Source organism: Burkholderia sp. 22PA0106 (assembly GCF_047497155.1).
GTDB lineage: Bacteria > Pseudomonadota > Gammaproteobacteria > Burkholderiales > Burkholderiaceae > Burkholderia.
Map to the genome: position 1 here is coordinate 150,401 of NZ_CP163163.1, position 18,135 is coordinate 168,535.

The following is an 18,135-nucleotide window of genomic DNA, read 5'->3' on the forward strand; positions in this document are numbered from 1 at the left end:
TGCACCGAGTGCCGGGTGGGCGGTTATGATCGTCGCCGACGTCTGACGACGTATACTCTCGGGCGGTATTTACTTGGCAGGCAGGCAAGCAGGATGATCAAACTCATCGGTTCGCTCGGCAGCCCCTACGTGCGCAAGGCGCGTATCGTGCTGGCCGAAAAGAAGATCGATTACCAGTTGGAACTCGAGAACGTGTGGGGGCCGGACACCACGATTCACGGCTCGAATCCGCTCGGCAAGGTGCCGTGTCTCGTGATGGACGACGGCGCGGCCGTGTTCGATTCGCGCGTGATCTGCGAATACGCCGATACCTTGTCGCCGGTCGGCAAGCTGATTCCGCCGTCGGGGCGCGAGCGCGTCGAGGTGCGGTGCTGGGAAGCGCTCGCCGACGGCGTGCTCGATGCAGCGGTCAACATTCGCGTCGAACACACGCAGCGCACGCCGGAACAGCGCAGCGAGGCCTGGATCGCGCGCCAGCAGCGCAAGATCGACGACGGCCTGGTGGCGATGTCGCAAGGCCTCGGCGGCAAGCCGTGGTGCGTCGGCAATCACTACACGCTGTCGGATGTCGCGCTCGGTTGCGCGCTCGGCTATCTCGACTTCCGCATGCCCGAACTCGCCTGGCGCGAGCGGCATCCGAACCTCGACAAGCACTTCGTGAAGCTCTCGCAGCGGCAGTCGTTCATCGATACCGTGCCGCAGAACTGATCGCCCGTCGGGCATCCCAACGAGCAGCATCAAAAAAACGCCCCGCCGGGCATCGCACTGGCGGGGCGTTTTTACGCGTGCGGCACCACGGCCGCGCGGGGCTTATTCGTCGTAGGCCGCCCACGCTGCGTAAGCCGCGTCGCCGATCGAGAACGAATCGCTGCGCGCCGCCGGCCACCATGTGTCGTAGAGCGTCAGGCCGAGCTTCTCGCCGGTCAGCAGCGCGCCCGGCTTCACGTACTTGAGCAGTTGCGACATCAGCCGCACCTCGTGCGGGGCGACGCGCTGCACGATGTGATGCGCGTGCAGGTCGGCCGGATGCGCGAGGCCGGCGGCCTGCACCAGCTCCTGCAGCGCATGCAGCGTATTGCGGTGGAAGTTGTAGACGCGCTCCGACTTGTCTGGCACCACCAGCGCGCGCTGGCGCACTTCGTCCTGGGTCGCCACGCCGGTCGGGCAGCGGCCGGTATGGCAGGTCTGCGCCTGGATGCAGCCCACCGCGAACATGAAGCCGCGCGCCGAGTTGACCCAGTCCGCGCCGATCGCGAGCGTGCGCGCGATGTCGAACGCCGTGATGATCTTGCCGCTCGCGCCGATCTTGATGCGCTCGCGCAGGCCGATGCCCACCAGCGTGTTGTGCACCAGCAGCAGCCCTTCCTGCAACGGCACGCCCACGTGGTCGGTGAATTCGAGCGGCGCCGCGCCGGTGCCGCCCTCGGCGCCGTCCACCACGATGAAGTCCGGCACGATGCCGGTTTCGAGCATGGCCTTGGCGATGCCGAAGAATTCCCACGGATGGCCGATGCACAGCTTGAAGCCAGTGGGCTTGCCGCCCGACAGCGTGCGCAGCTTCTCGACGAATTCGAGCAGGCCGCGCGGCGTCGAGAATTCCGAATGCGAGGCCGGCGAGATGCAATCCTTGCCCATCGGGATGCCGCGCGTCTCGGCGATCTCGGGCGTGATCTTGGCGGCCGGCAGCACGCCGCCGTGGCCCGGCTTGGCGCCCTGCGAGAGCTTCACCTCGATCATCTTGACCTGCGGATCGGCGGCCTGCTTCGCGTATTTGTCCGCGTTGAACGTGCCGTCGTCGTTACGGCATCCGAAGTAACCCGAGGCGATTTCCCAGATGATGTCGCCGCCGTGCTCGCGGTGATATTTCGACAGCGAGCCTTCGCCGGTGTCGTGCGCGAAGCCGCCCTTCTTGGCGCCGAGGTTCAGCGCGCGGATCGCGTTCGCCGACAGCGAGCCGTAGCTCATTGCCGAGACGTTGAAGATGGAAATGTCGTAGGGCTGGGCGCGCTCGGCGCCGACGCGAATCCGGAAATCGTGGTTCGCGAGCCGGGTCGGCACCAGCGAGTGGCTGATCCACTCGTGCGCGACTGCCTTGACGTTCAGCTCGGTGCCGTACGGCCGGTTGTCGGCCACGTTCTTGGCGCGCTGGTAAACCACGCTGCGCTGCGCGCGCGAGAACGGCTTCTCGTCGGTATCGTCCTCGACGAAATACTGGCGGATCTCCGGGCGGATGAACTCGAACATGAAGCGGAAGTGGCCCCAGAGCGGGTAGTTCCGCAGGATCGCGTGGTGATCCTGTTGCAGATCCCACAGGCCGAGGCCGACGAGGGCGGCGGGGATCAGGATCCAGGGCCAGGCGATCAGGTGGGACAAGGCGAGGAGGGCGAGCAGAACGAGCACGAGCGTCGCGCACCACATCGCGAGATAGCGTCTTGCAAACATGGGGGATTCCTTATTCTTCGGTTGGCCGCCATGGCGAGGCCGTCAAGGCCGCGGCCGGCGGCGCACGGCGCCGGCCGCCTGCTGGTGCGGCGGCCGATCGTCGCGTGCCGCAAGTCTAAACCGATAATGTGTCAGGCCGCTTCGAAGCCGGCCCCACTAAAGGCGGTTGAAAGGCGCGAGAAAGCGGCCCGATTCAGATCGCCACGCCGCCGGCCGTCTCGCGCGCGAGCGCCGCGCCCACTGCGTCGGCCGAGCCGGGCTGGCCCGTTGCGACCCCCTCGATGATGCCGCCACCCAGGCAGATTTCGCCGTCGTAGAGCACGGCCGACTGGCCCGGCGTGACGGCCCATTGCGCGGCCTCGAACGCCAGCGAGAAGCGCGCCTCGCCGGCCTCGCCCGGCTTGGCGCGGCCGAACGCGCAGGCCGCGTCGGCCTGCCGGTAGCGCGTTTTCGCGCCGCACGTGAAGCCTTCGGCGGGCGGCTCGCCGGCCACCCAACTGACGTTGCCGGCCACCAGCTCGTGCGACAGCAGCCACGCATGATCGTGCCCCTGCGCGACGTACAGCGTGTTCGACGCGATGTCCTTGCCGGCCACGAACCACGGCTCGCCGCTGCCGTCCTTGCTGCCGCCGAGGCCGATACCCTTGCGCTGGCCGAACGTGTAGAACGCCAGGCCGATGTGCTCGCCCACGCGCCGGCCGTCGGGCGTCTTCATCGGGCCGGGCTGGGTGGGCAGGTAGCGGTTCAGGAAATCGCGGAATGGCCGCTCGCCGATGAAGCAGATGCCGGTCGAATCCTTCTTCTTCGCGTTCGGCAGGCCGATCTGTTCGGCGATCTCGCGCACGCGCGTTTTCGGCATCTCGCCCAGCGGGAACAGCGTTTTCGAGAGCTGCGCCTGATTGAGCCGGTGCAGGAAGTAGGACTGATCCTTGGTGTGGTCGAACGCCTTGAGCAGCTCGAAGCGGCCGGCGCGTTCGCGCACGCGCGCGTAGTGGCCGGTGGCGATGGTTTCCGCGCCGAGCGACATCGCGTGATCGAGGAACGCCTTGAACTTGATCTCGGCGTTGCAGAGCACGTCCGGGTTCGGCGTGCGGCCGGCCGAGTATTCGCGCAGGAATTCGGCGAACACGCGGTCCTTGTATTCGGCGGCGAAATTGACGGCCTCGACGTCGATGCCGATCAGGTCGGCCACCGACACCACGTCGATCCAGTCCTGACGGGTCGAGCAGTACTCGCCGTCGTCGTCGTCTTCCCAGTTCTTCATGAACAGGCCGACCACGTCGTAACCCTGTTCCTTCAGCAGCCACGCGGTGACCGACGAATCGACACCGCCCGACATGCCGACCACGACACGTTGCTTCTTCATTTGCTGACAGCCTGATGTTCGGGCGTCGCGCGGTAGGGCGCGACGGAATGCGTATGGACGAACTCCAGCGGCACGCGGCGGCCGGCGAGGTAATCGTCGACGCACTGCATGACCGCGGGCGTGCGGTGGCGATGCGAGGCGGCGCGCAGCTCGTCGGCCGTCATCCACAGCGTGCGGACGATGCCGTCGTCGAGCGCGCGGCCCGCCACTGCCTCGCCGGCCCGCCCGCAGAACGTGAAGCGCAGGTAGGTCGCGCCGCCCTTGCCGGGCCGCTCGAAGTGCGTCTGATAGACGCCCACCAGCGCTTCCGGCTCGAACGGGTGCGCCGTTTCCTCGAGCGTTTCGCGGATCACGGCCTCGACGAGCGTTTCGCCGGCCTCGAGATGGCCGGCGGCCTGATTGAGCCGCAATCCTGCCGACGTGTGTTCCTCGATCAGCAGGAAGCGGCCGTCGCGTTCGACGATCGCGGCCACCGTGACGTGCGGGGTCCAGAGTTCGGGTTTCATGGGCGAGCATTTTACCGGTTGCGCGGCGCGGCTGCCGAAGCGCAAGCGGGGCGGCGGCCCCGGCACGGGCGGCGATCCGGCCCCAAACCCTGCGGCAAGCCAGTCGCAAGCCAGTCGCAAGCCGGCCACCACCGTGCCTGTCCGATCTGCAGCCGTTTGTCCAGCCGGGAAAGGGCCGGATGCGGCGCGGCGGCGGCGATCGGGTACATTGGCGCGTTGACCATGCCCTTGCCCCGAGCCGGTCGTCGTCGTCCGGAAATGCTCCGGCTCGCCTCGCAGTCGAAATCAAGAATCAGAAAGCCAGCTGGAGGATCACGATGCAGATCGGAGTGCCCGTCGAGACGCGGGCTCATGAGGCGCGCGTGGCCGCGACGCCCGAAACCGTCAGGAAATACGTGGCGGCCGGCCACGCCGTCAGTGTCGAGCATGGCGCCGGCACGGCCGCGAGCTACCCCGACGACGCCTATGCGGCGGCCGGCGCGACGCTGGCCGAGCGCACAGCCGTCTACGCCGCCGACCTGGTGCTGAAGGTGCAGGCGCCCGACGCGGCCGAGCTGGCGCTGATGCGCCGTGGCGCGGTGCTGGCCGGCATGCTCGATCCGTTCAACACCGAGCAGGCCGCGCAGCTCGCGGCAGCCGGCGTGACCGCGTTCGCGCTGGAGGCCGCGCCGCGCACCACCCGTGCGCAAAGCCTCGACGTGCTGTCTTCCCAGGCCAATATCGCCGGCTACAAGGCCGTGCTGCTGGCCGCCTCGCTCTATCCGCGCTTCCTGCCGATGCTGATGACGGCTGCCGGCACCGTGAAGGCGGCCCGCGTGCTGGTGCTCGGCGCGGGGGTGGCCGGCCTGCAGGCGATCGCCACCGCCAAGCGGCTCGGCGCGGTGATCGAGGCGTCCGACGTACGGCCCGCCGTCAAGGAGCAGATCGAATCGCTCGGCGCGAAGTTCGTCGATGTGCCGTTCGAGACCGACGAGGAACGCGAGGCCGCGCAGGGCACCGGCGGCTACGCGCGGCCGATGCCGCCGTCGTGGCTCGCGCGGCAGGCGGCGCTGGTGCACGAGCGCGCCAAGCAGGCCGACATCGTGATCACCACCGCGCTGATCCCGGGCCGCGCCGCACCCACGCTGATCCAGGCCGAGACGGTGGCCGCCATGAAGCCCGGCGCGGTGCTGGTCGACCTGGCCGCCGGCCGCGGCGCGCCCGGCCCGGACGGACGGCGTGGCGGCAATTGCCCGCTGACCGTGGCCGACGAAGTGGTGAACGTGCACGGCGTGACGATCGCCGGCCACACCAACCTCGCCGCGCAGGTGCCGGCCGATGCCTCGGCGCTCTACGCACGCAATCTCGCCGACTTCCTGAAGCTGATCGTCACGCAGGAAGGCGTCCTGAACATCGACATGAACGACGACATCGTCGCCGCGACGCTGCTGTGTCGCGACGGCGACGTGGTCCGCAAATAAGGGGGCGATCGCGATGGAAGTGATCAATCACACGGTGATCAACGTGATCATCTTCGTGCTGGCGGTGTACGTCGGCTATCACGTGGTCTGGAACGTCACGCCGGCGCTGCATACGCCGCTGATGGCCGTCACCAACGCGATTTCGGCGATCGTGATCGTCGGTGCGATGCTGGCCGCCGCGCTGACGGTCGGCACCACCGGCAAGGTGTTCGGCACGATCGCGGTGGCGCTGGCCGCCGTCAACGTGTTCGGCGGCTTCCTCGTCACCAGGCGAATGCTGGAGATGTTCCGCAAGAAGACGCCGAAGGACGGCGCCAAGGGCAAGACGGAGGGTGCGCGATGAGCCTGAACGTCGTCACGCTGCTGTATCTGGTCGCCTCGGTGTGCTTCATCCAGGCGCTCAAGGGGCTGTCGCATCCGCGCACCGCGCGGCGCGGCAACCTGTTCGGGATGGTCGGGATGGCGATCGCGATCCTGACCACGCTCGCGCTGATCGTCCGGCAGGCGGCCTGGCTCGGCGCCAACCTGCCGCTCGGGCTGGCGCTGGTGCTCGGCGCGCTGGTGGTCGGCGGCGCGGTGGGGGCCTACGTGGCCGCGCGCGTCGAGATGACCAAGATGCCCGAGCTGGTCGCCGCGATGCACTCGCTGATCGGCCTGGCTGCCGTGTGCATCGCCTATGCCGTGGTGGCCGAGCCGGAAGCGTTCGGCCTGGTGCCGCAGGACGCGGCGGCGGCCAACTTCATCCCGTTCGGCAACCGCATCGAGCTGTTCATCGGCACCTTCGTGGGCGCGATCACGTTCTCGGGGTCGGTGATCGCGTTCGGCAAGCTGTCGGGGAAATACAAGTTCCGGCTGTTCCAGGGCGCGCCGGTGGTGTACGCGGGCCAGCATCTGATCAACCTGATGCTGGCGCTCGGCATGCTCGGCTTCGGCATCCTGTTCTTCGTGACGCAGGCGTGGCTGCCGTTCATCGTGATGACGGCGATCGCGTTCGCGCTCGGCGTGCTGATCATCATCCCGATCGGCGGCGCCGACATGCCGGTGGTGGTGTCGATGCTGAACTCGTATTCGGGGTGGGCGGCGGCCGGCATCGGTTTCTCGCTGAACAACCCGATGCTGATCATCGCCGGCTCGCTGGTCGGCTCGTCGGGCGCGATCCTGTCGTACATCATGTGCCACGCGATGAACCGCTCGTTCTTCAACGTGATCCTCGGCGGCTTCGGCGGCGAGGCGGGCGCGGGCGACGCGGCCGGTGCGAAGGAGCAGCGGCCGGTGAAATCGGGCTCGGCCGACGACGCCGCGTTCATGCTCGCCAACGCCGAAACGGTGGTGATCGTGCCGGGCTACGGGCTGGCGGTGGCGCGCGCGCAGCATGCGCTCAAGGAGCTGACCGACAAGCTGATCGAGAAGGGCATCGACGTGCGCTACGCGATCCACCCGGTGGCCGGGCGCATGCCGGGGCACATGAACGTGCTGCTGGCCGAGGCCGAGGTGCCGTACGACCTGGTGTTCGAGATGGAGGACATCAACAACGCGTTCGGCCAGACCGACGTGGTGCTGGTGCTCGGCGCGAACGACGTGGTCAACCCGGCCGCGAAGAACGATCCGAAATCGCCGATCGCGGGCATGCCGATCCTGGAGGCGTACAAGGCGCGCACCGTGATCGTCAACAAGCGCTCGATGGCCTCGGGTTACGCGGGGCTCGACAACGAGCTGTTCTACATGGACAAGACGATGATGGTGTTCGGCGACGCGAAGAAGGTGGTCGAGGACATGGTCAAGTCGGTCGAGTAGCCGATCGAGTCGTCGCTCGAGTCGCGCGGCGGCCGGCGCGGCGTTCAGCCCGCCGGCCAGTCCTTGCCGCATTCGCGTTCGAGCGTGCGCAGGAAATCGGCGAGCCGGCGCCCGTCGATGTCGGGGTGGACCTCGCAGGCGGTCGCGCCGCGCATGCGGGCCACGTCGAAATTGCGGAAATTGTCGCGCAGTTCGCACCACGCGGACACCGTCCATTGCCCGCCCCAATAGGCCAGGCCGAGCGGCCAGATGCGCCGCTCGCTGGCCGCATCCTTCTTGTCCCGATAGCGGAAATGCACGACGCGCCGTTCCTCCAGCGCGCGGTGCAGCACGTCCATCGTTTCGGAGTAGGCGGCATCGACGCGCTGCGACGGCGCGAACACCGGCAGGCGGTCCAGCACGATGCGCTTGTCGGCCGGCATCGCCGAGGCGATCTTGGCCAGTGCCGAGCGCGCGCCGCCGGCAAAGCGCGTGCCGCCCCACGATTCGAGCATTCGCGCGCCGGCCGCGAGCGCGGACAGCTCGTCGGCCGTGAAGGTCAGCGGCGGCAGGCTGGCCGCGCGATTCAGCCGGTAGCCGATGCCGGCCTCGCCCTCGATCGGCACACCCGACAACTGCAGGTCGCGGATGTCGCGGTAAACGGTGCGCGGCGAGATCGCGAGCCATTCGGCCAGTTGCTGCGCGGTCGTCAGGCGGCGGCCGCGCAGCAATTCGGCGATCTGGAACAGGCGGTCGGCGCGGCGGGTCATGGCGTGGGTGCGGCGAAAGTGTGGACGGTGCCGCGATGATAGCGCCGCGCATGCGGCGCGGCGCAGGTCATCGCGTGGCCGTGGCGCAGGCGTGGCGGGGCGGTGACGCGTTCAGTGCGCGCTGGCGTGCAGGCCGACGCGGTTGCCTTCGGTGTCGAACACGTAGGCGATGTAGCCGATGCCGCGCGGCAGCTCATGCACCGGGCCGTCGACCGCGCCGCCCGCGCGCTTGGCGCGCTCGATCGCGCCCGTCACCGAGTCGCCGGCGCCCAGGTAGACGACCGGGCCGGCCTTGGCGGGCTTGCTGCCGTGCGGGTCCTGCACCAGCGCGCCGCTGGTCGCGCCTTCGCCGTCGAACACGGCGATCGGCGCGCCGCCGAAGTTCTCGCGGCGCAGGCGGATCTCGAGCATCGTCTCGTAGAAGCGCGTGGCGCGGTCGAGATCGACGGTCGGGATCTCGAACCAGGTGATCGGGCGGCGCGTGAGCGGGGTGTCGGCGGCGGTGGGGGTAGCGGTGGCGGTCGTCATGGGGCGTCTCCGGAAGAGGAAGTGGCGGGGAGGAGCGCATCGCGTCGGATGCGTGAGACGCAGTGTGGCGGGGGGCTGCTGACAGCGTGTTGTCAGCAGCCGGCAACAACCTGCCGCAGCAAATGAAGGGTGCCCCGGAAATGCGACAGGGCCGGAAAATCCGGCCCTGTCGGGTGAGGCGCACGATGCGCGGGGGGGCCGCGCGGTGCCGGTTTATTCGTCCGTGCCGGCTTCGCCCGGCTGCCGGCGCACGCTGCCCGCCATCATGTCGAAGCGGAACAGCCGGCATTCGAGCGCGCCGTTGAACAGCGGCGTCTTGGCCGATTCGCGCAGGCGCAGCAGGCCCGGCAGCGAGCGGTCGGAGGTCAGCAGGAACGCCTGCCAGCCCGTGAAGCGCTGCTTGAGCGCCGTGCCAAGCGCGATGAAGAACTCGTTGTCGGGCGGCGCGTCGGTGTGGGTGCGGCGGAACGCGTCGTCGGCGCCACGGTTGCGGCCCGTCTCGCGCACTTCGCCACGCGCGTTGCGTCCGCGCACCTCGATCCGCTCGCCGTACGGCGGGTTCGCGATGATCAGGCCCGGCGCGTCGCACGGCGGCGCCATGAAGCGCGCATCGACCTGCTTGAGCGAGACGCCCGGCGCGCCGGCCCGTTCGATGTTGGCGCGCGCCTTGTCGAGCATGTCGCCCGAGATGTCGCTGCCGTACACCTGCAGCCCGTCGCGGCGGCCGCGTGCGGCGCGCTTGGCGTCCATCGCGGCGACCTTCAGCGTTTGCCACGCGCTGATGTCGTATTGCTTGAGCTTCTCGAAGCCGAAGCGGCGTTCGACGCCCGGCGCGACGTCGAGCGCGATCTGCGCGGCTTCGGCGAGGAACGTGCCGCTGCCGCACATCGGATCGTACAGCGGGACTTCCGGCGTCCAGTTGGCCAGGCGCAGGATGCCGGCGGCGAGGTTCTCGCGCAGCGGCGCGGCGCCCTTGTCGAGCCGCCAGCCGCGCTTGAACAGCGGTTCGCCCGAGGTGTCGAGATACAGCGTGCAGTGCGTGGCGGTCAGGAACGCGAACACGCGCACGTCGGGCAGTGCGGTGTCGATGCTCGGGCGCGAGCCGGTTTTTTCGCGCAGGCGGTCGCAGATCGCATCCTTGACGCGCAGCGTGGCGAATTCGAGGCTCTTGAGCGGCGACTTGATCGCGGTGATGTCGACGCGCAGCGTCTGGGTGGGCGCGAACCAGCGCTCCCAGGCTTGTTCGAGCGCGAGCGCGTAGACATCCTGTTCGCTGCGGTACGGGCGGTCGGCGATGTTCAGCAGCACGCGGCTGGCGATCCGCGAATGGAGGTTCGCCGCCATCGCGGCCATCCAGCCGCCGCGGAAGTGGACACCGCCCGGCACCTGGGCGCCAACCTCGAACGGCGCGCCGCCGGTGCGGCGGGTGCCGATCTCGGCCAGCTCGGCGGCCAGGGCGGCCTCGAGCCCGCGGGGGCAGGGAGCGAAGAAATCGAAGTCGGAAGAGGACATTAGGCGGGGCGGTGCGTGCAAAAGCCGTCATTGTACGCGGCCCGGGGGCTGTCGCCGGGGCGAATCGGCATGAGGGCGGGCGGGGCGGGTGCGCGCCGTCGGGCCGCTATCGTTCAAGGAGGGGGCTTGCGGGTCGCCGAGGGCGCTCCGCGTGTCGCGGAGCAGGCCGGAGCAGGCCGGAGCAGCACGAAACCGCCCAAAGCCGCCGCCGTGCCTCACGGCCCCTCAATGCGACCGCGGCCCCGGCGCGCCGTCATCCTGGCCGCGCGCGGCCTGCGGCCAGATCAGGCTGGCCGGGTTCGCGCGCACGGCGCGCCAGATCGCGGCGATCAGCGCGCGCACCTTGGTCGGCCGCAGCGCGCGCGAGCGCACCGCCATCGTGAACGCCAGCGCGAAGCTCACGGCCACGTTGAGCACCGCCATCGACAGCACCCCGGCCATCGCCCACCACAGCTCGCCCGAGCCGAGCGCACGCTCGCCGATCACGCCGAGCGCCACGCCGATCGAGCCGGCCGACAGCGTGACGTGGCGCACTTCGAAGCCGAACGCGAACGCGCTGACGATCGCCGGCACCAGCCCGAGCATCATGCCGAGGCCGACGTTGCCGATCACCCCGGCCACGTTGCTGCGGCAGAAGCGCGCCAGCCGCGCCGCGCCGGCCACGCCGAGCGTCAGGCGCAGGCGGCGGTGCCAGGCGATCGCGTCGCCGACGCGATGCAGCACGAACCAGTTGTCGGCCCATCCCGCCACCAGGCTCGACGCCCACAGCAGCACGCCGGTCAGCGCCGCATAGAACGGCGTCGGCCCGAGCAGCGAGAACGAGCGCAGCGTGGCGTGCGCTTTCTCGACGGAGATCACGTCGGCATGCAGCCAGGCGTGCGCGCCGAGCTGCACGGCCAGGCAGACGGGCAGCACCGCCAGCACGTTGCCGGAGATCGCGGCCGCCTGCGTGCGGATCAGCGCCACCACCGACGCCACGAAGCGCCGCACGCCTTCCTCGTGGCCGATGTCGTCGAGTTCGCGCGCGAGCGTCGGCGCGGTCATCGCCGGCTGCTTGGTGGCCAGCGTGAAATGCAGGAAGTGCATCAGCGTGAAGCTGGCCGCGTAGTTGATGCCGGCCAGCACGCCCTCGACCATCGATTGCAGGTGCGCGCCGGTGATCCAGAACTTCACGCAGACGGTGGCCACCGTCACCAGCCCGCCGCCGGCCGCCATCCGCATCATCTTCAGATAGTCGGCGCGGCCGCGCGTGATGTAGTGCTCGCCGGTGTCGGCGTTGGTTTCCACCAGCTTGCGCGCGAACAGCGAGAAGTTGCTGCGCACCAGGTGCGAGACGCTCTGGCTGTTCTGGTTCGCGTCGATCAGCGCGGCGGTCAGGCGCGCGAGGCCGCGCGGGTCGCTGCGCGCCATCCACGCGTCGAGCAGCGCCTCGGCGCGCTGGATCCGCATGCGCATGCGCTCGACCTGGAACACGATGTCGACCGACACGCCATTGCGATAGAGATGCGCGGACACGTCGTCGGCCGATTGGCGGCATTCGTCGAGCAGCACGCGCAGGTAGTTGACCTCGTGCAGCAGCCGGGCCGGCTCGGCGTGGCCGGTGTCGTCCTGCGCGGCTTCCACGGCCAGCATCGCGCGCGTGAGCCGGTAGAACGGCTGCGCCTCGGCGGGCTTGCGCGCGTCGTCGTCGGACAGGCGGCTGCGCACGGTGTGCGACAGCCCGGTCGAGCTGATCTGCAGCGTCAGGTTGTGCAGCGCGGCCAGCAGGTCGCGCGAGAACGAACCGGGCTGGTGGCGCTCGGTGTCGGAGATGTCGTGGGCGAACAGCGCCTGCAGGCGCGCGAGCAGATCGGCCGGCAGCGCCTCGATCGATGCCGCGTCGCCGGGTGCGGGAAACATCAGCGTGAACAGCGCGGCCAGCTCGCGGCGGTTCGGCGCGGGTGGCACCAGCGACGCGTCGATGCGTTCGAACAGCGCGCCGAAGAAGCCCGAATGCACGGGCATGCCGGCGTCGCAGAGCAGCGAGATGCCGTCGCTTTCGCGCAGCAGCGCGCGCAACATGCGCGCGACGTGGGTCTTCCAGGCCGGGTTGCGGTCGAGCACGTGCAGCACGTAGCGCAGCCGCGCGTGCGAGGCGAAGCGGCGGGGGGCGTCGTCGTCGCCGGTTTCGGTGGGGCGGGCCGGCGATTCGGCCTCGGCCGGCTGCTGCACGCCGCCTTCGCGGCGCAGCCAGTGCGTGAGTTCGATCAGCCATTCGCTGCGCTCGGCGTAGGGCGCAGCGGCATCGGCGGAGGCGAGCAGCGCGTCGAGTTGCTGGCTGGCGCTGCGCGAGGCGCGCCATTTCTTCAGGAGCGTGGCAAGGGAACGGAACATGGCAGCGGACGGTCAGGCGCCGCGGGTGGCGGCGCGGGTCGGTCGGACGGAGGGGCGGCACATGCCGCGCCGGATGGGCGGCGGCGGTGGCTTCCGGAGCGTGGTGCGGCGGGCGGCGCGCCGTGAGGAGCTTGCCGTGTGCGGCCCGGGCGCGTCAATCGGTCAGAAATGCGTGCGGTGGGCGATGGGGCGGCCACCGCGTGGGTGGATTATCGGGCCGGCGGATGGGCGGGGGATGACAAGGATTGTCAAATTGATGCAGTGGCGTGAGGTGCGGAGAGCGGTGCACCGGGCCGAGCGGCCCGATTTCCGAATCCGCCGGGAAGCAGCGTCAACCCGCCGCTTCCACCGGGCACCGCACCGCCACCGGATTCACCCCCCCGCTCTTCGACGCAGCCGGCGCCGGCGCGGCCGCCATCGCGCGCACGCCCACCGCGATGCGCCCGGCCAGCTCGCCGATCGCCTTGCGGTGGCCGGCCACCAGCGCGTCATAGCCCGCGCCGACCGGCTCGACCAGCGCGGTGCGGCAGGTCATCACCGATTGCGTGCTCAACGAACGCACGCTCCACACGGCGTCGATCGCGGCCTTGCTGTCGGGCCAGGATTCGAAACGCTGCACATCCACGCTGACGCGATACACCGGCACGCCCGGTGGCACGGCCGAATCGGCCACGTCGATGGTGTCGAGGCGGCGCGTCAGCGCAGCCGACAGCGCACGGCGAATTTCGTCGGCCGGCGTCGAGGCCCAGCGGTGTTCCTCGAGCACGTCCACGTGCGCGTCGCCGCGCTGCACGACGAGTTGCGGCTTGGCGACCTGCTCGGGCACGTTGACGGCCGGCACCTGGATCAGGAACGCCGGATTGGCCGGCATCGCGCGGCCGGCGCTCAGCTTGCCGGCGTCGCCCGACAGCGTGTAGAAGTGCGAGCTCGGCGAGGCGCAGCCGGTGGCCAGCGCGACGCCGGTGGCGGCGGCCAGGGCGGCCAGCGCCTTCAGGCCGGCGCGCGCGGCGCGGCGAGTCGGACGGGGCGTGGATGCGCTCATTTCTGGTCTCCGGGTTTGCCGCGGAGCAGCGATTCGGGATGGCGCTCCATGTAGTCGGCGAGGTTGTTCAGCGATTGCAGCGTACGCGTCAGCTCCTTCAGCGCGCCGCGCACGTCCGATTGCAGCGGCGAATCCTGCTGCAGCGTGGCCTCGGCCGTCGTGAACGTCTGCTTGGCCGCCGACAGCGTGTCGCGCGCTTGCGGCGCGACCTGCGTGTCGAGCTGCTGGAACAGCGTGTCGGCGTGCTTGAGCGCGTCGTTGAGGTTGTTGCCGATCTGGTCGAACGGGATCTTGTCGAGCTTCTTGGCGATGTCGGCCACCTGCAGTTGCAGCTCGTCGAGCGTATTCGGCACGGTCGGCAGTTCCACCGGCTTGCGGTTCAGGTCGACCTTGGCCGGCGCGGCCTTCGGGAAGAAGTCGAGCGCCACGTAGAGCTGGCTGGTCAGCAGGTTGCCGGTGCGCAACTGGCCGCGCAGCCCGTGCTCGACCAGGCGCGTCAGGATCTCGCGCTGGCCCGCCTCGCCCTGCTTGGCCACCAGTTCGCGGAAGGTCTTGCCGAGCCGCTCCGGATAGATGTTCATGGTGACCGGCATCATGAAGTTCTTGGCCTTCGGGTCGTAGTCGATCGCGATGTTCGTGACGTTGCCGAGCACGATGCCGCGGAAATCGACCGGCGCGCCCACCGACAGCCCGCGCAGCGACTGGTTGAAGTTCATCACCACCGCCACCGGCTGGCCGTCCGGATCGCGCATCGCATCGGCTTCGTCCGAGCCGAGCCGGAACGTCGCGCCGTTGCGCACCGTGCTGCCGGCCGACTGGTTCGGCGGCGACTGGAACGCGAGGCCGCCGAGAATCACCGTCGCGAGCGACTGCGTGTTGAGCTTGAAGCCGCTCGAATCGAGGCGCAGGTCCACGCCGCTCGCCTGCCACCAGCGCGAGTTCGAGCCGACGTACTGGTCGTACGGCGCATTGACGAACACGTTGAAGGTCACGCCCGTGCCGTCCTTGTCGAGCGAGAAGCCCACCACCTGGCCGACCTGCACGCGCCGGTAATAGACCGGCGAGCCGATGTCGACCGAGCCGAGCGAATCGCCGTGCAGCACATAGGAACTGCCTTTTTCGTCGCCCGTGACGGGCGGCGGTGTTTCGAGGCCGGTGAAATCGGTCTGCGAATCGGGCGAGCGGCCCGCATCCACGCCGATGTAGGCGCCCGACAGCAGCGTGCCGAGGCCCGACACGCCGCTCACGCCGACGCGCGGCCGCACCACCCAGAAGCGCGTGCCCTTGACGGCGAAATCCTCGGCTTCCTTCTTGAGCTGCACGTTGACGAGCACGTGCGAGAAATCCTTCGAGAGCTTGATGGTCTTGACCGTGCCGATCTCGACGTCCTTGTATTTCACCTGGGTCTTGCCCGGCTCCAGCCCTTCCGCGTTGCGGAAGCTGATGGTGACCTCGGGGCCGCGGTCGAATACCGACTTGACCACCAGCCCGATGCCGATCAGTGCGGCGACCAACGGCACCAGCCACACCAGCGACGGCAGCCAGCCGGTGCGGCGCGCGACGACGGCGTCCGGCAGGTCGAGCGGGTTGGGGGGCGTGGAGGGCGCATCGTTCGGGTCGTGTTGCGGGCCTTGCGGACTATTCATGGTGTTTTCCAGAGGTGACGACGTAGTCCCAGATCAGGCGCGGGTCGAACTGCATCGAGGCGAGCATGGTGAGGATCACCACCGAGCCGAACGCGATCGCGCCGGGGCCGGCGGTGATCTCGGCGAGCGAGCGGAAGTGGACGAGCGCGACCGTCAGCGTGACGACGAAGATGTCGAGCATCGACCAGCGGCCGATCCGCTCGACGATCCGGTACAACCGGGTGCGCTGTATCGGCCGCCAGCTCGAACGGCGCTGCGCGGTGATGACGAGGATGGTCAGTGCGCCGAGCTTGAGCATCGGCACCAGGATGCTGGCGACGAATACCACCAGCGCCAGCGGCCAATCGCCCGAGGTCCAGAAATAGACGACCCCGCTCATGATGGTGTCTTCCTGCGAGCCGACGATCGAGGCCGTGCGCATGATCGGCAACAGGTTCGCGGGAATATACAGGATCGCGGCCGCGATCAGCAGCGCCCAGGTGCGCATCACGCTGTCGGGCGTGCGCAGATGCAGCGCGGTGCCGCAGCGCGCGCACGGCTCGGGCGGATGCGCAGCGGGGCGCTCGAGCTTCTGCACGTGGCCGCAGGTGTGGCAGCTCGCCATGCCCTGGCTGGCGGCGGTGGTGATCTTCATTGGCGCGGCACTCCGGCGTGAGCGTGTTCATGCGGGCCGGCGCGGCCTTTCGCCTGGCGGCGAGCGCGGATCTCGTCGGCGATGTCCCACAACGTGTGCGGATCGAACATCACCACCACGGCCAGCATCAGCGTCAGCGCGCCGAACGCGAACAGCGCGGCCTCCGGCACCACGCGGGCGAGGCTCACCATCTTCACGATCGTCACGAGGATGCCGAGCATGAACACCTCGATCATCCCCCACGGACGCACCAGATGGATCGCCCGCATCACGGCGTTGAAGGCCGGCGGCACGGTGCCCGCGCGCAGCGCGAACAGCACGTAGAGCAGCGCGGACATTTCGATCAGCGGGAACAGCAGCGTCGAGCAGAATACGATCACCGCCACCACCTGCATGCCCTGGTCCCACAGCGCGCCGAGCGCGCCGACCAGGGTGGTCTGGACGCGCATGCCGTTGACGTCCATTTCGAGGATCGGAAAGGTTTGAGCGATGACGAAGGTGATCAGCGCGGTCAGCGTCAGCGCGCAGATGCGTTCGAGATGGCTCGCCGTAGCGCGGTAGAGCAGGGCGTCGCAGCGTGGGCAGCGGGCCGCTTCTTTGCCGCTAAGCTGCGTTTTGTGCAACAGTGCGTCGCACTCATGACAGGCAATCAGTTCGTTTGTTTCCATATTGGAAGCCGGTTGCGCGGCATTGCGAGGACGCGGGGGCGGGCGGGAAGCCGCGCCAATCTTACCAAAAGGGCATTTTCCCGGTGTCAAGGCCCGGTTACGGGAACGTAACGGCGCATTACGCCGGCTTGGCGACACCCTGCCCGATTCTGACCGGTTTGCCAGTTTTCAGTTGCATCGGGCGCCAGATTGTTGGGTTAGGATGGCGGCCTTGAATCCGTCGAATCTGCCGCCGAGGCAGGCGACGCTCCACCGTCATTCCCTGGGCTCCGACACATGGCATCGTCCCTCACGCTGAACCGGCCGGCCGCCTACACGCGCACCGCGATCGCGCTGCACTGGCTGATCGCCCTGCTGATCGTCTGCGGCTTCGCGCTCGGTTGGGTGATGACCGACATCCCCGGCTTCACGCCCACCAAGCTCAAGTATTTCTCGTGGCACAAGTGGATCGGCGTGACCGTGTTCGCGCTGGCCGTGATCCGCGTGCTGTGGCGCGCCACGCATGCCGCGCCGCCGTTGCCGGCCGGCACCTCGAAGCTGGTCACGGGCGTGGCGCACGCGGTGCACGGGCTGCTCTACGTGCTGATGCTGGCGATCCCGATCACCGGCTACCTGTACAGCTCGGCCTCGAACATCCCGGTCGTCTATCTCGGCCTGATCCCGCTGCCGCGCCTGATCGATCCCGATCCGGTGCTCAAGGAAACGCTGAAGACGCTCCACATCACGCTGAACTACACGCTGCTCGCGATTGTTGCGCTGCACGTGCTGGGCGCGCTGAAGCACCAGATCGTCGATCGCGACGGCGTGCTGGCCCGCATGCTTCCGTTCCTCAAATAACAAAAGGAAAGCCATGAAGATCTCGTTCCATCGCACCGTGCTGGCGGCCGTGGCCGCCGCCGCGCTCGCCGTGTCGGGCAGCGCGCTCGCGCAGGTCGACGTCGCCAAGAGCAAGGTGTCGGCCGTCTCGAAGCAGATGAACGTGCCGACCGAAGGCGTGTTCAAGAAATTCAGCGCGAACCTGAAGTTCGATCCGGCCCACGCCGCGCAAGGCAGTGCGCAGGTCACGATCGACATCGCCAGCTTCGACCTCGGCGACAAGATGTACAACGACCAGGTGGCCGGCAAGGAATGGTTCGACGCGAAGGGCTTCCCGCAGGCGAGCTTCGTGTCGTCGTCGATCGCGCCCGCGGGCGGCAACAAGTACAACGTCGCCGGCAAGCTGACGATCAAGGGCAAGACCGAGGCCGTCACGGTGCCGGTCACCATCGCCGACAGCGGCAACACGCGCGTGTTCGACGGCGTGCTGCCGATCAAGCGCTCGACGTTCGAGATCGGCACGGGCGAGTGGAAGGACACCTCGATCGTGGCCGACGAAGTGCAGATCAAGTTCCATCTCGTCGCCGCCAAGTAAGGCC

At 68.9% G+C, this 18,135-nt stretch carries 17 protein-coding genes; 6 read left to right on the forward strand and 11 right to left on the reverse strand.

What is annotated here, in order from left to right; genetic code table 11:
* The first annotated feature begins 93 nt into the window (after positions 1–93).
* The gene (locus AB4850_RS15650) at positions 94–708 is read left to right on the forward strand and encodes a glutathione S-transferase family protein (RefSeq protein ID WP_414443945.1); all 615 of its coding nucleotides are present in this window, start codon (positions 94–96) and stop codon (positions 706–708) included.
* Positions 709–810: 102 nt separating this feature from the next.
* On the opposite strand, the gene AB4850_RS15655 is transcribed toward AB4850_RS15650, so the two are convergent.
* From AB4850_RS15655 to AB4850_RS15665, 3 genes are all read right to left on the reverse strand, one after another.
* Positions 811–2,442 carry an FMN-binding glutamate synthase family protein gene (locus AB4850_RS15655; RefSeq protein ID WP_414443946.1) on the reverse strand — a complete coding sequence of 544 codons (1,632 nt, stop codon included), beginning with the start codon at positions 2,440–2,442 and terminating at the stop codon, positions 811–813.
* 193 nt (positions 2,443–2,635) lie between these two features.
* Positions 2,636–3,808, reverse strand: coding sequence for a tRNA 2-thiouridine(34) synthase MnmA (mnmA, locus tag AB4850_RS15660; RefSeq protein ID WP_414443947.1), 1,173 nt, complete (start codon positions 3,806–3,808; stop codon positions 2,636–2,638).
* A complete protein-coding gene (locus AB4850_RS15665; RefSeq protein WP_414443948.1) occupies positions 3,805–4,314 on the reverse strand; it encodes an NUDIX hydrolase in 510 nt (169 codons plus the stop codon). The genes mnmA and AB4850_RS15665 overlap by 4 nt, the downstream gene beginning before the upstream one ends.
* 317 nt (positions 4,315–4,631) lie before the next feature.
* On the opposite strand from AB4850_RS15665, the gene AB4850_RS15670 reads away from it, so the two are divergent.
* From AB4850_RS15670 to AB4850_RS15680, 3 genes are read left to right on the forward strand one after another with little or no spacing between them, the layout of a single operon-like run.
* On the forward strand, positions 4,632–5,774 hold the full coding sequence (locus tag AB4850_RS15670; protein WP_414443949.1) for a Re/Si-specific NAD(P)(+) transhydrogenase subunit alpha: 1,143 nt from the start codon (positions 4,632–4,634) through the stop codon (positions 5,772–5,774).
* A 13-nt stretch (positions 5,775–5,787) separates the two neighbouring features.
* On the forward strand, positions 5,788–6,117 hold the full coding sequence (locus tag AB4850_RS15675; protein WP_414443950.1) for an NAD(P) transhydrogenase subunit alpha: 330 nt from the start codon (positions 5,788–5,790) through the stop codon (positions 6,115–6,117).
* Entirely contained in the window at positions 6,114–7,568 is a 1,455-nt protein-coding gene (locus AB4850_RS15680) for an NAD(P)(+) transhydrogenase (Re/Si-specific) subunit beta (protein WP_414443951.1), read from the forward strand. Before AB4850_RS15675 ends, AB4850_RS15680 begins: the two co-directional genes overlap by 4 nt.
* Before the next feature lie 44 nt (positions 7,569–7,612).
* Here AB4850_RS15680 and AB4850_RS15685 read toward each other — a convergent pair whose 3' ends face one another.
* The 8 genes from AB4850_RS15685 to AB4850_RS15720 form a co-directional block, all read right to left on the reverse strand.
* Entirely contained in the window at positions 7,613–8,317 is a 705-nt protein-coding gene (locus AB4850_RS15685) for a helix-turn-helix transcriptional regulator (RefSeq protein ID WP_414443952.1), read from the reverse strand.
* Between the two features lie 111 nt (positions 8,318–8,428).
* Positions 8,429–8,845 carry a VOC family protein gene (locus tag AB4850_RS15690; RefSeq protein WP_414443953.1) on the reverse strand — a complete coding sequence of 139 codons (417 nt, stop codon included), beginning with the start codon at positions 8,843–8,845 and terminating at the stop codon, positions 8,429–8,431.
* 213 nt (positions 8,846–9,058) lie between these two features.
* A complete protein-coding gene (locus AB4850_RS15695; protein ID WP_414443954.1) occupies positions 9,059–10,357 on the reverse strand; it encodes a THUMP domain-containing class I SAM-dependent RNA methyltransferase in 1,299 nt (432 codons plus the stop codon).
* 225 nt (positions 10,358–10,582) lie between these two features.
* Positions 10,583–12,730: a site-specific recombinase gene (locus AB4850_RS15700; protein WP_414443955.1), complete on the reverse strand. Its 2,148-nt coding sequence runs from the start codon at positions 12,728–12,730 to the stop codon at positions 10,583–10,585.
* 331 nt (positions 12,731–13,061) lie between these two features.
* Complete coding sequence (locus AB4850_RS15705) at positions 13,062–13,772, reverse strand: membrane integrity-associated transporter subunit PqiC (RefSeq protein ID WP_414443956.1); 711 nt, start codon at positions 13,770–13,772, stop codon at positions 13,062–13,064.
* Positions 13,769–15,418: an intermembrane transport protein PqiB gene (locus AB4850_RS15710; protein WP_414443957.1), complete on the reverse strand. Its 1,650-nt coding sequence runs from the start codon at positions 15,416–15,418 to the stop codon at positions 13,769–13,771. Before AB4850_RS15710 ends, AB4850_RS15705 begins: the two co-directional genes overlap by 4 nt.
* Positions 15,411–16,052, reverse strand: a complete 642-nt coding sequence (locus AB4850_RS15715) for a paraquat-inducible protein A (protein ID WP_414443958.1) — start codon at positions 16,050–16,052, stop codon at positions 15,411–15,413. Before AB4850_RS15715 ends, AB4850_RS15710 begins: the two co-directional genes overlap by 8 nt.
* Complete coding sequence (locus AB4850_RS15720) at positions 16,049–16,720, reverse strand: paraquat-inducible protein A (protein ID WP_414443959.1); 672 nt, start codon at positions 16,718–16,720, stop codon at positions 16,049–16,051. Before AB4850_RS15720 ends, AB4850_RS15715 begins: the two co-directional genes overlap by 4 nt.
* A gap of 276 nt (positions 16,721–16,996) precedes the next feature.
* Between AB4850_RS15720 and AB4850_RS15725 the strand changes: the two genes are divergently transcribed.
* Positions 16,997–17,557, forward strand: a complete 561-nt coding sequence (locus AB4850_RS15725; RefSeq protein WP_414443960.1) for a cytochrome b — start codon at positions 16,997–16,999, stop codon at positions 17,555–17,557.
* 13 nt (positions 17,558–17,570) lie between these two features.
* Positions 17,571–18,131 (forward strand): YceI family protein, encoded by a 561-nt coding sequence (locus AB4850_RS15730; RefSeq protein ID WP_414443961.1) that lies wholly within the window; start codon positions 17,571–17,573, stop codon positions 18,129–18,131.
* The last annotated feature ends 4 nt before the right edge of the window (positions 18,132–18,135 follow it).

Excerpts from the sequence above, each read along its gene's own strand:
- AB4850_RS15650 (WP_414443945.1), top strand. The coding sequence starts at position 94 with ATGATCAAACTCATCGGTTCGCTCGGCAGCCCCTACGTGCGCAAGGCG.
- AB4850_RS15655 (WP_414443946.1), bottom strand. The coding sequence starts at position 2,442 with ATGTTTGCAAGACGCTATCTCGCGATGTGGTGCGCGACGCTCGTGCTC.
- mnmA (WP_414443947.1), bottom strand. The coding sequence starts at position 3,808 with ATGAAGAAGCAACGTGTCGTGGTCGGCATGTCGGGCGGTGTCGATTCG.
- AB4850_RS15665 (WP_414443948.1), bottom strand. The coding sequence starts at position 4,314 with ATGAAACCCGAACTCTGGACCCCGCACGTCACGGTGGCCGCGATCGTC.
- AB4850_RS15670 (WP_414443949.1), top strand. The coding sequence starts at position 4,632 with ATGCAGATCGGAGTGCCCGTCGAGACGCGGGCTCATGAGGCGCGCGTG.
- AB4850_RS15675 (WP_414443950.1), top strand. The coding sequence starts at position 5,788 with ATGGAAGTGATCAATCACACGGTGATCAACGTGATCATCTTCGTGCTG.
- AB4850_RS15680 (WP_414443951.1), top strand. The coding sequence starts at position 6,114 with ATGAGCCTGAACGTCGTCACGCTGCTGTATCTGGTCGCCTCGGTGTGC.
- AB4850_RS15685 (WP_414443952.1), bottom strand. The coding sequence starts at position 8,317 with ATGACCCGCCGCGCCGACCGCCTGTTCCAGATCGCCGAATTGCTGCGC.
- AB4850_RS15690 (WP_414443953.1), bottom strand. The coding sequence starts at position 8,845 with ATGACGACCGCCACCGCTACCCCCACCGCCGCCGACACCCCGCTCACG.
- AB4850_RS15695 (WP_414443954.1), bottom strand. The coding sequence starts at position 10,357 with ATGTCCTCTTCCGACTTCGATTTCTTCGCTCCCTGCCCCCGCGGGCTC.
- AB4850_RS15700 (WP_414443955.1), bottom strand. The coding sequence starts at position 12,730 with ATGTTCCGTTCCCTTGCCACGCTCCTGAAGAAATGGCGCGCCTCGCGC.
- AB4850_RS15705 (WP_414443956.1), bottom strand. The coding sequence starts at position 13,772 with ATGAGCGCATCCACGCCCCGTCCGACTCGCCGCGCCGCGCGCGCCGGC.
- AB4850_RS15710 (WP_414443957.1), bottom strand. The coding sequence starts at position 15,418 with ATGAATAGTCCGCAAGGCCCGCAACACGACCCGAACGATGCGCCCTCC.
- AB4850_RS15715 (WP_414443958.1), bottom strand. The coding sequence starts at position 16,052 with ATGAAGATCACCACCGCCGCCAGCCAGGGCATGGCGAGCTGCCACACC.
- AB4850_RS15720 (WP_414443959.1), bottom strand. The coding sequence starts at position 16,720 with ATGGAAACAAACGAACTGATTGCCTGTCATGAGTGCGACGCACTGTTG.
- AB4850_RS15725 (WP_414443960.1), top strand. The coding sequence starts at position 16,997 with ATGGCATCGTCCCTCACGCTGAACCGGCCGGCCGCCTACACGCGCACC.
- AB4850_RS15730 (WP_414443961.1), top strand. The coding sequence starts at position 17,571 with ATGAAGATCTCGTTCCATCGCACCGTGCTGGCGGCCGTGGCCGCCGCC.